A 14,375-nucleotide genomic window follows, 5' to 3' on the forward strand; every position below is an offset into this window, starting at 1 on the left:
ACGCGACGGCGGAGGCGTTTACGCGGTTCGGCCGGTCCCCGTGGCAGGGTTGAGACCTTGATCCCTTGAGGCTCCCGGCCGGCGGAGGACGCTCGTGGACCAATTGGCGCTGCTGTTCGCCCTGTTGTTCGGCGCCGTCGTGACCGTGCCGCTCGGTCAGCGGCTGGGGCTGCCCGCGCCGGTGCTGATGACACTCGCCGGGATCGTACTGGCCTTCCTGCCCTTCGTGCCCAACGTCGACGTACCGCCCGAACTCATCCTGCCGCTGCTGCTGCCGCCGTTGCTGTACGCGGCCGTGCAGCGCACCTCCTGGCGGCAGTTCACGGCCAACGCCCGGCCCATCCTGCTGCTCGCCGTCGCGCTCGTGTTCGTCACGACCGCCGCGGTCGGCGCGGTCGCCCACGCCGTCGTCCCCGGCCTGCCGATCGCCGCCGCGGTCGCGCTCGGCGCGCTGGTCGCACCACCCGATCCGGTGGCGGCGACCGCGGTCGCCGGTTCGCTGGGGCTGCCGCGGCGATTGGTGTCGATCATGGAGGGCGAAGGGCTGTTCAACGACGTGACGGCCATCGTGCTCTACCACGTGGCGATCGTGGCGGCCGTGAGCGGCGAGTTCTCCTGGGGGGCCGCCGCGGGGGAACTGGTGCTGTCGGCGGTCGTCGCCGTGGCGGTGGGCCTCGCGCTCGGCTGGGTCTCCAACAGGCTGATGGGGGTGCTCGGCGACGCGACCCTGCAGGTCGGTCTGACGCTCATGGTGCCGTTCGCCAGCTACGTGCTGGCCGAGCAGCTTATGGGCTCGGGGGTCCTCGCCGTCCTCACCACCGCACTGTTCCTCGCCGAGTACACCGCGGACGCGGACGACGTGATGGGGCGGCTCGCGGGGAACACGTTCTGGCAGATCGTCGACACCCTGGTCACCGGCGTCGCCTTCGGGCTCATCGGCCTCGAACTGCACCATGTCTTCGGCACCGCCGACGACCGGCTCGGCCGGCTGCTCGGCTGGAGCGCAGCAGTCGTCGCGGTCGTCGTGGGCGTACGGCTGCTGTGGCTGCTGCCCGCCGCATGGCTCGCCAAACGGCTGCACCACCTGCGCGACTACGACGAGGACGTGCCCACCACCTGGCGGGAGACCGTCGTCCTGTGGTGGGCGGGGATGCGGGGCGTGGCGTCGGTCGCGCTGGCCCTCGCGATTCCGCTGGAGACGGACGACGGTGCGGGCTTCCCCGGACGCGAGGTGATCATCTTCATCGCGTTCGCCGTCATTGTGGCGACCCTGGTCTGCCAGGGCATGACGCTGCCGTGGCTGGTGCGGCGGCTCGGGGTCCGCGCGGACACCGACGCCGAGCGCGAGCTGGAGCGCATGCTCGCGATCCGGGCGGCGAAGGCCGCCAAGGCCCGGCTCAAGGAGATCGAGGCGGAGGAGGAGCTGTCCGAGGAGGTCAGCGAGCGGCTCCAGCGGGGCGCGTTCGACATGGGAGCCCGCATCAGTCCGGACATCGTGGACGAGGAGCGGCGGGACTGGTTCGCGAAGCGGGCCCAGCGGATGGCGACGGTGCGGCGCATCCAGCGGGAGATGATGTCGGCTGCGCGCCACGCGGTGCTGTCGGCGCGCAGCGAACCGGGCGCGGACCCCGAGATCGTGGACCGGGTGCTGCGTCACTTGGACGTGCACAGCCTGCGGTGAGCCGCCGCGCCGTCGACCACGAGGCCTGTCGTGAGCGGCGGCCGGGTCGGGCCGCGGCGCCTGCGCTGCTTGTGGCGAGCGGCCGCCCCGTCGGCCCGTCGACTACGAGTCTGTGGTGAGCCGCCGGGTCGGGCCGCGGCGCCTGCGTGGCCAGTGATGAGCCGCCGCCGGGCAGGGCCGCGTCGCCTGCGCTGCCTGTGGTGAAGCGCCGCCGCGTCGGATCAGGGTGGGCAGCCCGGTCAACCGCCGCCGGTCACGCCACGGTGACCTGCACGCCGAGCAGCGCGGCACGTTCCGTCAGGCCCGTCGAGACCACCGTGGTGGCACCGGGCCAGGTGAGCTTGGGCAGCAGAATGTCCTTCATCTCGCGCACCATGGCGGGCGCCGGAGGCTCGTAGAACAGCGACAGCGTTCCGCCGGGGGCCAGCAGGCCGCGGAGCAGGGCCACTTCGCGGTCGGCGGCGGACGTCCAGAAGACGTTGACGTTCACGGCGAAGATCTTGTCGAACCGGTCGCCGCCGCGCGGCAGTTCGGTGAGGTCCAGCCGGCGCACCTCGGCCCGCCCCGCCGAGATGTGTGCGTGGTTGCGCCGGCGGGCAGTGTCGACGGCGTGCGCCGAGCGGTCGATCGCGGTCACGGTGCCGGTGGTCAGGCGCGCTGCGACCAGACCGACCGCGACACCGGGGCCGCAGCCGATCTCCAGCACCCGGTCATCGGGCCGTACGTCCAGCTGTTCGACGGCCCAGGCGAGGCGCTGCGGCACGGAGGTCACGCGTCCAGGGTAGGACGTCCCGCCCCCGCTGGTCGCCGCCGCGCCATGGGGCAGGGCATCAGCCGCGGCCGGTGCGGGGGCCGTTGTCGTCGGGCGCGGCGAGGGGGCTGGGCACCGGTGCGGACGAGGACGCGGGCCACTGGCCCGACGGCGGCACCGAGGCGGCCGACGTCGCGATGCGCGGCAGCGCGTAGGGATGCTTCTCGCACAGCCAAGCCACCATCCGCTCGCGTACCGTGCAGCGTGCCGTCCAGACGTCGTCGGCGTCTTTCGCGGTCACCACCGCCCGCACCTGGATCGTGCTCGGTGTGGTGTCCGTCACCGCGAGGCTCCAGTCGCGGCGGTCCCAGGCGGGGCAGTCCTCGAGGATCTCCCGCAGCTTCTCCCGCATCAGCGCCACCGGAGCCGAGTGGTCCAGGTGGAAGAAGACGCTGCCCGTCATCTGCGCGCCGCCGCGGGACCAGTTCTCGAACGGCTTGCTGGTGAAGTACGACACGGGCATCGTGATCCGCCGCTCGTCCCAGGTCCGTACGGCGAGGAAGGTGAGCGTCACCTCCTCGACCACGCCCCACTCGCCGTCGACCACCACGGTGTCGCCGATGCGCACCATGTCGCCGAACGCGATCTGGAAGCCGGCGAAGAGATTGCCGAGTGTCGACTGCGCGGCCACACCCGCGACGATGCCGAGGATGCCCGCGGACGCCAGCATCGAGGTGCCGACCTTCTCCATGCCGGGGAAGGTGAGCAGCATCGCGGCGGCCGCGACGACGGCCACGACCGCGGTGACGATGCGCATGATCAGGGTGACCTGCGTGCGCACCCGGCGGACGCGGGCCGGGTCCCGCGTCGAGGAGGCGTAGCGGGCGTACGTCGACTCCACCGCGGCCGACACGATACGGGTCACCAGCCAGGCGCTCGCCCCGATCAGCACCAGGGACAGGACGTGTCCGATGCCCGCGCCGCGGTCCCGCACGAGCGGCTGGTGTATCTCGCCGTACGACGCCCGCAGCAGCGCTGAGAGCAGCACGACCTGCAACGGCAGGCGGCAGCGGCGCAGCATGCCCCACAGCGGGGTCTCCGGGTGGCGGTCGTCGACTCGGCGCAGCAGCCGGTCGACGGCCCAGCCGACGAGCAGCATCACCACCACCGATCCACCGACGACGGTCAACGGGCGCAGTACGTTCTCCATGTCTCCCTGACTCCGTGGCTCGTGTGCCTTCGCTGGCGCGTCGCACGGCGGAGGCGGCTGGCAGGATGGCCGGATGGACATCATGCTTTTCCACTCCGCCTTCGGTCTGCGGCCCGCGGTGCACGCCGCGGCCGACCGGCTGCGGGCCGCCGGGCACGAGGTTCGCGTGCCCGACCTCTTCGACGGACAAACCGCCGATTCGACGGAGGAGGGCCGGGACATCAAGGACCGTATCGGCCAGGAAGAGCTGCTGCGCCGTGCGATCGGCGCGGCGGCGCCGTATTCCGACGCGGGTCTGGTGTACGCCGGGTTCTCCCTCGGCGGCGCGATCGCGCAGAACCTCGCGCTCGCCGACGACAAGGCCCGCGGGCTGCTGCTCCTGCACGGGACCTCGGACATCGCCGAGGGGACGGCGGTGGACGGCCTTCCCGTCCAGTTGCATGTCGCCGACCCGGACCCCTTCGAGCCGGACGACTGGCTGAACAGCTGGTACCTGCGGATGCAGCGGGCCGGCGCGGACGTGGAGGTCCACCGCTACGCGGGAGCCGGGCACCTCTACACCGATCCCGAGCTGCCGGACCACGACGAGGACGCGGCCGAGCAGACGTGGCGGGTCGCGCTCGCGTTCCTCGACACGCTGTAGGACCTTGTCTGCCTGGTCCCGCCTGGTCCCGCCTGGTCCCGCCTGATCCGGCCGGACAGGACGGATCAGGCGGGACCAGGCCGGACACCGGGACATACGCACGCTGCCGAGCTGCTTGAGCAGCTCGGCAGCGGCCGTTCCTTCACGTCCCCGGCGTGTTCGGGACGCCGGGGATCCGATGTGTCAGCTCGCGCGGTACGCGGTCCAGTGGTCCTTCATGCGCTGTACCTGGCCCGAGGTGAACTGGAACATGCACGCGTCGTACGTGTAGTCCATGAAGTTGTGGATCGGGTCCGCCCCGGTCTTGCTGGCGCAGCTGTCACGGCCGGTCGGGCACTGGTAGGCGGGGCTCTTCTCGGCGGGGGTGTCCGTCACGTAGTCGCCGTTGCCGTTACAGCCGCCCTGGAAGGTGTGGTAGAGGCCCATCCAGTGGCCGACCTCGTGGGTGGCGGTGTCGCCCTCGTCGTAGTTGGTGGCCGTGCCGCCGGGCAGCGAGGCGTCGAGGACGACGACACCGTCCATCGACGGGTTGGAGTTGTACGAGGAGGGGAAGGTCGCCCAGCCGAGCAGGCCGCCGCTGAGGTTGGCGGTGTAGAAGTTGAGCGCGCCGGCGCCGCCCTGGCGGAGGGTGGACTTCATCTGCTTCTCCGCGGTGGAGCCGGAGGCCAGGTTGTACCAGGTCGGGTTGTTGGAGTAGTCGGTGCCGGCCAGTGTGAACTGGAAGCCGGAGTCGACGTTTCCGGTGCCCTGGCCGGCGAAGGCGGAGTTGAGAACCGCCATCTGGCTGCTGATCTGGGCGCTCGTGAGCTTGCCCTTGTCACCGTCGTGGATGACGTGGAAGTAGACCGGGATGCTCACCGCGGCGGTGGTGGACAGGCCGCGGGCGTTGGTGCGCGCCGCCTCCAGTCTCTTCTTCAGATCCGCGTCCATGGCCTTCGCCTTGGTCGCGGTGATCTCGTTGGGCTCGTTGACGTGGCCGGCGCCGGGGCGCGTCTCGCGGGCCGTGGCGCTTTCGTGCTCGTGCGTGTCCTCCACGCACTCCTCGGCGGACGAGGCCGCGGAGAGGGAGGACTGGGGGGCGGCGACGCTGCCGGGAGCGGAGAGCGGCGCGATGGCCAGGGTTCCGGCCATGATCGCCGTACCGACTGCGCGGTGGCGCAGACGGGGGGATATACGGGCAAGAGCACGCATGACGTCTCCTCGCGGGGGGTTGTAGAGGGGGCCGTTCCTGGCCACCGCGGGGAGATTACGGGTGCATGTCAGATCTTGATGAGGATCGATCAAGCCCAATCAATCGTGGGGTGATTACGGACATCAGGGAGAAAAGTTTTGGCCATGTCCGGCACGTGAGATCTGCACGTAACGCAGGACGTGACGACGACGGGTGGTGTGTCCGCATTCATGGTGCGGAACACGCCACCCGTCGTAGCGATGTGATCTTCCGTTAACCGTTCGGTGAGTGGCTGAAAATCGCCCCTCTGTTCCTGCTAGCGCACCGGCTGATTCACTCGCTCGACCTTTTGCGTTCCGCTCACGGTGCGGTACGAGCGCGACCACGCGGACGTTGCGTCCGGGTTCGTCCGGTCCGAGACGGTGTAGTAGTCCATCTGCGTCCGCTCGGCCGTCACATCCAGGACGCCGTAGCCGTGGTTGTCCATGTCCACCCACTTCACATGGCGGTTGGCGGCGCGGATCGCGGCCTGGGCGACCAGCGAGACGGTCCCGGGAGCGACATGGAGGAGGTCGTCCAGGTTGTCGGAGGTCACCGACGTCACGACGAACTCGGTCGCGGCGGACGCCGACAGCGGATACGTGGCGGCCCTGACCGGCACGTCGTTGGCCCACGCCATGTGGATGTCGCCCGTGAGGAACACCGTGTTGCGGATACCGCGCTGCGTCAGATGGGTCAGCAACTCCTTGCGGTCGTCCGTGTAGCCGTCCCACTGGTCGACGTTGACCGCCAGCCCCTCCTGCGGCAGCCCCAGCAGCTCGGCGAGCGGGCCCAGCAGATGCGCGGGCAGCGAGCCGAAGGCGACCGGCGAGATCATCACCGAGGTGCCGACCAGCTGCCAGGAGGCGTCGGACGACGCGAGGCCCGCCTTCAGCCAGTCCAGCTGGGCCCGGCCGGTGAGCGTGCGGTCCGGGTCGTCGACGTCGCCGTTGCCTATGCCGGACTGCTGCGACCGGAACGAGCGCAGGTCCAGCAGATGCAGATCGGCCAGCCTGCCGAAGCGCAGCCGGCGGTACACGGTGCCCTCGGTGGACGCGCGGACCGGCATCCACTCGAAGTACGCCTGCTTGGCCGCCGCCACGCGCGCGGTCCAGTCGCCCTCGGTCTCCGGCGTGTGGTTCTCCGCGCCGCCCGACCAGGTGTCGTTGGCGAACTCGTGGTCGTCCCATATGGCGATCACCGGATGCGCGGCGTGCAGCGCCTGCAGGTCGGCGTCCGTCTTGTAGGTGGCGTGCCTCAGGCGGTAGTCGGCGAGACTCGCGATCTCGTGTCCCGGCTCGTGCCGCCGTACGGCGTATTCCTCGGCCGGGTAGCCGCCCGTGGCGTACTCGTAGATGTAGTCGCCGAGATGCAGGACCGCGTCGAGGTCCGTGCGGGTGGCCAGATGGCGGTACGCGGAGAACCAGCCGGCCTCCCAGTTGGCGCACGAGACCACGCCGAAACGCACACCGGTCGCGGCGGCGTCGGTGGCCGGAGCGGTCCGGGCGCGGCCGACCGGGGAGACGGCCGTACCGGCCGTGAAGCGGTACCAGTAGGTGCTCGCCGGGCGCAGACCCCGGACGTCCGCCTTGACGGTGTGGTCGGTGGCGGCCCGGGAGGTGGCGCTGCCGCGGGCGACGACCCGGGCGAAGTCCCTGTCCTCCGCGACCTCCCAGCCCACGGTCGTGTCCGCGCCTTTGCCGGAGCCCGGCACGGCGTCGTCGCTCGGCGTGAGGCGCGTCCACAGCAGGACGCCGTCGGGCAGTGGGTCGCCCGACGCGACGCCGTGGTCGAAGGAGGGGCTCTGGTCCGCCGCGGTGGCGGGGACGGTCTGGGCCGCGAGAAGGGGGGCGGCGACAGCGGTGGCGGCAGCGGCCTTGACGACCGTGCGGCGACTGGGAGTTGTGCGGAATCGACTGGTCACGGCCGATCAGACTACTGATCGGTAAGCCGAACGGGCGGGCGAACCAGGAAAGTTCGCCCGCCCGTTCGGAGACGGTCAGCCGCGGCCGGCCGCGGGTGCGCTCAGCCCTTGAGGGCCTTGTCGATCGCCGTGGTGAACTGCTCCACCGTCATGGGCGCGTTGTCGCTGCCCTCGGCCGTGATCTTCTTGCCGTCCATCTTCAGCGTCGGCGTACCGCCCACCCCGCTGTCGTCGAACATCTTCGACATCTTCATCGCCCAGGCGTCGAAGGTCCCGTCCTCGACGTTCTTCTTGAACTCGCTGTTGTTCTTCAGGGCGGGCACCGAGTCGGCGACCTCGAGCAGATACGCGTCCTCGGCGAACTTGTCGTCGCTCTCCTCGGGGTGGAACTTCTCCGAGTAGAGCGCCGACTTGTACGCCATGAAGGCGTCGGGGCTCACGTTCAGCGCCGCACCCAGCGCGCTCAGCGCGTTCTTGGAGCCCTCGCCGTTGTCGGCGTTGTCGATGAACGTGGCGCCGATGTACTTGATCTTGTACTTCCCGGCCTCGACGTCCTTGTCGACCGTCTCGCCCACGGCCTGCTCGAACACCCCGCAGACCGGGCAGCGGGAGTCCTCGTACAGCTCCAGCGTCTTCTTCGCGTCCGTCTTGCCGATGACGACGGTCGTGCCGTTCTCGCCCTCGGTGTTCTTCGGGGCGGTGACGCTGCTCTCGTCGGCCACCGACTCCCAGTGGGACGGCTTGTTGGCCTGCATGATGCCGAAGCCGACACCACCGGCGATCGCCAGGACCAGGACGCCGGTACCGGCGACGATCAGCTGACGGCGCAGCTTGTCCTTCTTGGCCTGGCGCTCGCGTTCCAGACGCAGCCGCTCACGGGCCGCTGCCTTGTTGGCCTGGCTGTTGCGCTTGCTCATGATCATTCACTCCATGGGGACAACGGGGAGAAGGGGACTTCCGGCCGGGCGCGCAGAGCGCGGCGTCACGCGCAGGGCGCGACCGGACGCGGAGGCCCCCTCCGTCCCACGGAGTGCACCAGCTGGAGCGCACGGGAGGGGCGGGGCTCGCGATGTTCCCGGCGGCCCGTCGTACGCGGGGCGCCGCGCGTGCCGCGCAGCGCGGCGACCGCGAGCAGCAGCGGTCGGAAGGCGAACACGCCCACCGAGCGCAGCAGCGACGCCAGCGCCGCCTCGCCGCGCCGCAGCCAGGCGGCCGCGACCAGGCCCACCGAGACATGCGCGGCGAGCAGCAGCCAGGGCACGGCGGGGTCGGGGGACTGCAGCAGGGCGCCGAGGCCCCCGGTGTGCGCGGCCGCCGCCACGCCGGGCAACTGGGCGCCGATGCTGCCACCGCACAGCACATCGAGACCGACCGCACGCAGCGACCCGGTGACCGGGCCGCCGGCCGCCCCGTAACAGGCGTGCTGGCCCGCGGTGAAGACCGTGTCGGCCGCCAGCTCCAGCGGGATCAGCAGACCGGCGATCCGCGGGAAACCGCGCTCCCCGCCCGACAGCGCGCAGGCGACGGCGAAGACGGCGGCGGTCAGCGCGGCGACCGTCGTCAGCGGCAACGGAGCCTGCGAGAGCAGCACATGGGAGGCGGCGGACAGCGTCACGACCAGTGCCGTGAAGACCGCCGCCCGCAGCGCCCTGAGCCGCATCCCGGATATGTCCATCGCCGTGAGTTTGTCACGCCCTCCCGTAAGGGATCCCTAAAGGCCCGGGGCGGCCGGCCTTGCTCCGCCGGCCTCCGGGCACGCGCTTACAGGCCCGGGGCCGCCGACCTGTAGGCATCCGTCGCCCCCAGGCCGGGGATCCTGCCGTTGCGGAACAGGTCCACGAAGATCTGGTGGTCCGCCCGGGCCCGGGCGCCGTAGCCGTGCGCGAAGTCGACCAGCAGCTCGCCGAAGCCGTCCTCGTCCGCCGCGATCGCCGCGTCGATGGCGCGCTCGGTGGAGAACGGCACCAGTGAGTGCCCGCTCTCGTCGTCCGCCGCCGCGTGCATCGTCGCCGTCGCCCGGCCGAGGTCGGCGACGACGGCCGCTATCTGAGCCGGGTCGTCGATGTCCGACCAGTCAAGGTCCACCGCGTACGGGGAGACCTCGGCGACCAGCTGGCCGGAGCCGTCCAGCTCGGTCCAGCCCAGCCACGGGTCGGCGTGGTCCTGGAGCGCGCGCTGCGAGATCACCGTGCGGTGGCCCTCGTGCCGGAAGTAGTCGCGGATCTCCGGGTCGGTGATGTGGCGGGAGACGGCCGGCGTCTGCGCCTGCTTCATGTAGATCACGACATCGTTCTCCAGGGCGTCGCTGTTGCCCTCCAGGAGGATGTTGTACGAGGGGAGGCCGGCCGAGCCGATACCGATGCCCCGTCGGCCCACCACGTCCTTGACCCGGTAGGAGTCGGGGCGGGTCAGGCTCGACTCCGGCAGCGTCTCCAGATAGCCGTCGAAGGCGGCGAGCACCTTGTAGCGCGTGGCCGCGTCCAGCTCGATCGAGCCGGCGCCCGAGGCGAACCGCCGCTCGAAGTCACGGATCTCGGTCATCGAGTCCAGCAGCGAGAACCGGGTCAGGGAGCGGGCCGTGCGCAGGGCGCCCAGCAGGGGGCCCTCGGCGGTGTCCAGCGTGAACGGCGGCAGCTCGTCGTTCTTCGCCCCGGCCGCGAGGGCGTGGACGCGCTCGCGGTAGGCGGCGGCGCAGATCCGTACGAGATCGGTGATCTGGTCGTCGCTCAGCGCCTTGGTGTAGCCGATCAGGGCGATCGAGGCGGCCAGGCGCTTGACGTCCCAGGTGAAGGGACCGACATAGGCCTCGTCGAAGTCGTTGACGTTGAATATCAGGCGGCCGTTGGCGTCCATGTAGGTGCCGAAGTTCTCCGCGTGGAGATCGCCGTGGATCCACACCCGGCCGGTGCGCTCGTCCAGGAAGGGGCCGCCGTGCCGCTCCCGCTCCAGGTCGCTGTAGAACAGGCATGCCGTGCCCCGGTAGAACGCGAAGGCCGAGGCCGCCATCTTGCGGAACTTGACCCGGAAGGCGGCCGGGTCGGCGGCCAGGAGCTCGCCGAAAGCGGTGTCGAAGACGGCGAGGATCTCCTCGCCGCGCTGCTCGGCGGTGGGCTGCGGGACCGGCATCGCGGGGTGCCTCCTGGTGCAGGAAAAAGGACAGGCGTTTCCGCCCCGTCCAACGCGTGACGGTGCGCAGGAGTGCCCGCACGCCACCCCTCGTCGAGGGGGTTTCGCCCCGCGGTTTCCCACCGGGTGTCAGTCCCTCGCCGTAGACTTCCAGGCTGTCCCCCAAAGCGGGGGTCCGGGGGTGTGCCCCCCGGAAGACTGCAGCCCGGAGGCCATCCGCCGTGACCAAGCCGCCCTTCACGCACCTGCACGTCCACACCCAGTACTCGCTGCTGGACGGTGCTGCGCGGCTCAAGGACATGTTCGACGCGTGCAACGAGATGGGCATGACCCATATCGCCATGTCCGACCACGGCAATCTCCACGGGGCGTACGACTTCTTCCACTCCGCGCAGAAGGCCGGCGTCACTCCGATCATCGGCATCGAGGCGTATGTCGCGCCCGAGTCCCGGCGCAACAAGCGCAAGATCCAGTGGGGCCAGCCGCACCAGAAGCGCGATGACGTCTCCGGTTCCGGTGGTTACACCCACAAGACCATCTGGGCGGCCAATGCGACGGGCCTGCACAACCTCTTCCGGCTCTCCTCCGACGCGTACGCGGAGGGCTGGCTGCAGAAGTGGCCGCGGATGGACAAGGAGACCATCGCCCAGTGGTCCGAGGGGCTGATCGCCTCCACCGGCTGCCCCTCCGGCGAGCTCCAGACCCGACTGCGCCTCGGCCAGTTCGACGAGGCCCTGAAGTCCGCCTCCGAGTACCAGGACATCTTCGGCAAGGACCGCTACTTCCTGGAGCTGATGGACCACGGCATCGAGATCGAGCGCCGCGTCCGCGACGGACTGCTGGAGATCGGCAAGAAGCTCGGCATCCCGCCGCTGGTGACCAACGACTCCCACTACACGTATGCGCACGAGGCGACCGCCCACGACGCGCTGCTGTGCATCCAGACCGGCAAGAACCTCTCCGACCCCGACCGCTTCAAGTTCGACGGCACCGGCTACTACCTCAAGTCGACCGACGAGATGTATGCGATCGACTCCTCCGACGCCTGGCAGGAGGGGTGCCGCAACACCCTCCTGGTCGCCCAGCAGGTCGAGACGGAGGGGATGTTCGAGAAGCGCGACCTGATGCCGAAGTTCGACATCCCCGAGGGGCACACCGAGGTCACCTGGTTCAAGGAGGAGGTCCGGCGCGGCATGGAGCGCCGCTATCCGGGAGGCATCCCCGAGGACCGCCAGCGGCAGGCCGAGTACGAGATGGACGTCATCATCCAGATGGGGTTCCCGGGGTACTTCCTCGTCGTCGCCGACTTCATCATGTGGGCGAAGAACCAGGGCATCGCGGTGGGCCCCGGCCGTGGCTCCGCGGCCGGTTCGATCGTGGCGTACGCCCTGGGCATCACCGACCTCGACCCGATCCCGCACGGTCTGATCTTCGAGCGGTTCCTCAACCCCGAGCGCGTCTCCATGCCCGACGTCGACATCGACTTCGACGAGCGCAGGCGCGTCGAAGTGATCAGGTATGTGACGGAGAAGTACGGCGCCGACAAGGTCGCCATGATCGGCACGTACGGCAAGATCAAGGCGAAGAACGCGATCAAGGACTCCGCCCGCGTGCTGGGCTATCCGTACGCGATGGGAGACCGGCTCACCAAGGCCATGCCCGCCGACGTCCTCGGCAAGGGCATCGACCTCAACGGCATCACCGATCCCTCCCACCCGCGCTACAGCGAGGCCGGCGAGATCCGCGCGATGTACGAGAACGAGCCGGACGTGAAGAAGGTCATCGACACCGCCAAGGGCGTCGAGGGCCTGGTCCGGCAGATGGGCGTGCACGCCGCCGGCGTGATCATGTCCAGCGAGACCATCACCGAGCATGTCCCCGTGTGGGTCAGGCACACCGACGGCGTGACCATCACCCAGTGGGACTACCCGCAGTGCGAGTCGCTCGGCCTGCTGAAGATGGACTTCCTGGGCCTGCGCAACCTCACGATCATGGACGACGCCATCAAGATGGTGAAGTCCAACAAGGGCATCGACCTGGAGATGCTCTCCCTCCCGCTCGACGACCCCAAGACCTTCGAGCTGCTCCAGCGCGGTGACACCCTCGGCGTCTTCCAGTTCGACGGCGGGCCCATGCGCTCCCTGCTGCGGCTGATGAAGCCCGACAACTTCGAAGACATCTCCGCCGTGTCCGCGCTCTACCGCCCGGGCCCGATGGGCATGAACTCCCACACGAACTACGCCCTGCGCAAGAACAAGCAGCAGGAGATCACGCCGATCCACCCGGAGCTGGAGGAGCCCCTCAGGGAGGTCCTGGACGTCACCTACGGCCTGATCGTCTACCAGGAGCAGGTGCAGAAGGCCGCCCAGATCATCGCCGGGTACTCGCTCGGCGAGGCCGACATCCTCCGCCGCGTGATGGGCAAGAAGAAGCCCGACGAACTGGCGAAGAACTTCGTCCTCTTCCAGAAGGGCGCCCGGGAGAAGGGCTACAGCGACGAGGCCATCCAGGCGCTGTGGGACGTGCTGGTCCCCTTCGCCGGATACGCCTTCAACAAGGCGCACTCCGCCGCGTACGGCCTCGTCTCCTACTGGACGGCGTACCTCAAGGCCAACCACCCCGCGGAGTACATGGCGGCGCTGCTCACCTCGGTCAAGGACGACAAGGACAAGTCGGCCGTCTATCTGAACGAGTGCCGGCGCATGGGCATCAAGGTGCTCCCGCCCAACGTCAACGAGTCCATGTCGAACTTCGCCGCCCAGGGCGACGACGTGATCCTCTTCGGCCTCACCGCCGTGCGCAACGTCGGGCAGAACGTCGTGGAGTCGATCATCAGGACCCGCAAGGCGAAGGGGAAGTACAGCTCCTTCCCCGACTTCCTCGACAAGGTCGAGGCCGTCGTCTGCAACAAGCGCACCGTCGAGTCCCTCATCAAGGCCGGCGCCTTCGACGAGATGGGCCACACCCGCAAGGGCCTGGTCGCCCACCACGAGCCGATGATCGACAACGTGGTCGCGGTCAAGCGCAAGGAAGCCGAGGGGCAGTTCGATCTCTTCGGCGGCATGGGCGAGGAGGAGAGCAGTGAGCCCGGCTTCGGCCTCGACGTCGAGTTCTCCGACGTCGAGTGGGAGAAGTCGTATCTGCTCGCCCAGGAGCGCGAGATGCTCGGCCTGTACGTCTCCGACCACCCGCTCTTCGGCATCGAGCACGTCCTGTCCGACAAGACGGACGCGGCGATCTCCCAGCTGACGGGCGGCGAGCACGCGGACGGCGCGGTCGTCACCATCGGCGGCATCATCTCCGGCCTGCAGCGCAAGATGACCAAGCAGGGCAACGCCTGGGCGATCGCCACCGTCGAGGACCTCGCCGGTTCGATCGAGTGCATGTTCTTCCCGGCGACGTACCAGCTCGTGTCCACCCAGCTCGTCGAGGACACCGTGGTCTTCGTCAAGGGGCGCCTCGACAAGCGAGAGGACGTGCCCAGGCTCGTCGCCATGGAGCTGATGGTCCCGGACCTGTCGTCGGCCGGCACCAACGCGCCGGTCGTCGTGACCATCCCGACGGTCAAGGTCACCCCGCCCATGGTCAGCCGCCTCGGCGAGATCCTCAGCCATCACAAGGGCAACACCGAGGTACGGATCAAACTCCAGGGCCCGCGCAAGACGACGGTGCTCCGGCTCGACCGGCACCGCGTCCAGCCCGACCCCGCGCTGTTCGGCGACCTGAAGGTGCTGCTCGGCCCGTCCTGCCTGGCCGGCTGACCCTTCGCCGCGCGGCGCAGTCACGCGGAAGCAGCCACGCGGAAGCAGTTCACGCAGAAGGGGCGCACC

General features: G+C 69.7%; 10 protein-coding genes. 3 read left to right on the forward strand and 7 right to left on the reverse strand.

The genetic code is table 11. From position 1 onward, the window contains the following. Window positions 1-94: 94 nt before the first annotated feature. The gene (locus J7E88_RS14925) at window positions 95-1,681 is read left to right on the forward strand and encodes a Na+/H+ antiporter (protein WP_215181032.1); all 1,587 of its coding nucleotides are present in this window, start codon (window positions 95-97) and stop codon (window positions 1,679-1,681) included. 253 nt (window positions 1,682-1,934) lie between these two features. Here the strand turns inward: J7E88_RS14925 and J7E88_RS14930 are convergent, their stop codons facing one another. Further along, a complete protein-coding gene (locus tag J7E88_RS14930; protein WP_215181034.1) occupies window positions 1,935-2,453 on the reverse strand; it encodes a cyclopropane-fatty-acyl-phospholipid synthase family protein in 519 nt (172 codons plus the stop codon). Window positions 2,454-2,511: 58 nt separating this feature from the next. Further along, window positions 2,512-3,642 (reverse strand): mechanosensitive ion channel family protein, encoded by a 1,131-nt coding sequence (locus J7E88_RS14935; RefSeq protein ID WP_215181036.1) that lies wholly within the window; start codon window positions 3,640-3,642, stop codon window positions 2,512-2,514. A 73-nt stretch (window positions 3,643-3,715) separates the two neighbouring features. On the opposite strand from J7E88_RS14935, the gene J7E88_RS14940 reads away from it, so the two are divergent. Next, window positions 3,716-4,285, forward strand: coding sequence for a dienelactone hydrolase family protein (locus tag J7E88_RS14940; protein ID WP_215181038.1), 570 nt, complete (start codon window positions 3,716-3,718; stop codon window positions 4,283-4,285). A 183-nt stretch (window positions 4,286-4,468) separates the two neighbouring features. On the opposite strand, the gene J7E88_RS14945 is transcribed toward J7E88_RS14940, so the two are convergent. The 5 genes from J7E88_RS14945 to J7E88_RS14965 form a co-directional block, all read right to left on the reverse strand. Next, on the reverse strand, window positions 4,469-5,476 hold the full coding sequence (locus J7E88_RS14945) for a zinc metalloprotease (RefSeq protein WP_251022578.1): 1,008 nt from the start codon (window positions 5,474-5,476) through the stop codon (window positions 4,469-4,471). Between the two features lie 296 nt (window positions 5,477-5,772). After that, a complete protein-coding gene (locus J7E88_RS14950; RefSeq protein WP_215181041.1) occupies window positions 5,773-7,419 on the reverse strand; it encodes an alkaline phosphatase in 1,647 nt (548 codons plus the stop codon). A gap of 101 nt (window positions 7,420-7,520) precedes the next feature. Beyond that, window positions 7,521-8,336, reverse strand: coding sequence for a DsbA family protein (locus tag J7E88_RS14955; RefSeq protein ID WP_215181043.1), 816 nt, complete (start codon window positions 8,334-8,336; stop codon window positions 7,521-7,523). Window positions 8,337-8,401: 65 nt separating this feature from the next. Beyond that, window positions 8,402-9,094 (reverse strand): hypothetical protein, encoded by a 693-nt coding sequence (locus J7E88_RS14960; protein WP_215181045.1) that lies wholly within the window; start codon window positions 9,092-9,094, stop codon window positions 8,402-8,404. 86 nt (window positions 9,095-9,180) lie between these two features. Beyond that, window positions 9,181-10,545 carry a DUF2252 domain-containing protein gene (locus J7E88_RS14965; protein WP_215181047.1) on the reverse strand — a complete coding sequence of 455 codons (1,365 nt, stop codon included), beginning with the start codon at window positions 10,543-10,545 and terminating at the stop codon, window positions 9,181-9,183. A gap of 221 nt (window positions 10,546-10,766) precedes the next feature. On the opposite strand from J7E88_RS14965, the gene dnaE reads away from it, so the two are divergent. Next, window positions 10,767-14,306, forward strand: a complete 3,540-nt coding sequence (gene dnaE, locus J7E88_RS14970) for a DNA polymerase III subunit alpha (protein ID WP_215181049.1) — start codon at window positions 10,767-10,769, stop codon at window positions 14,304-14,306. Window positions 14,307-14,375 lie beyond the last annotated feature (69 nt).

This window comes from Streptomyces sp. ISL-10 (genome assembly GCF_018614575.1).
GTDB lineage: Bacteria > Actinomycetota > Actinomycetes > Streptomycetales > Streptomycetaceae > Streptomyces.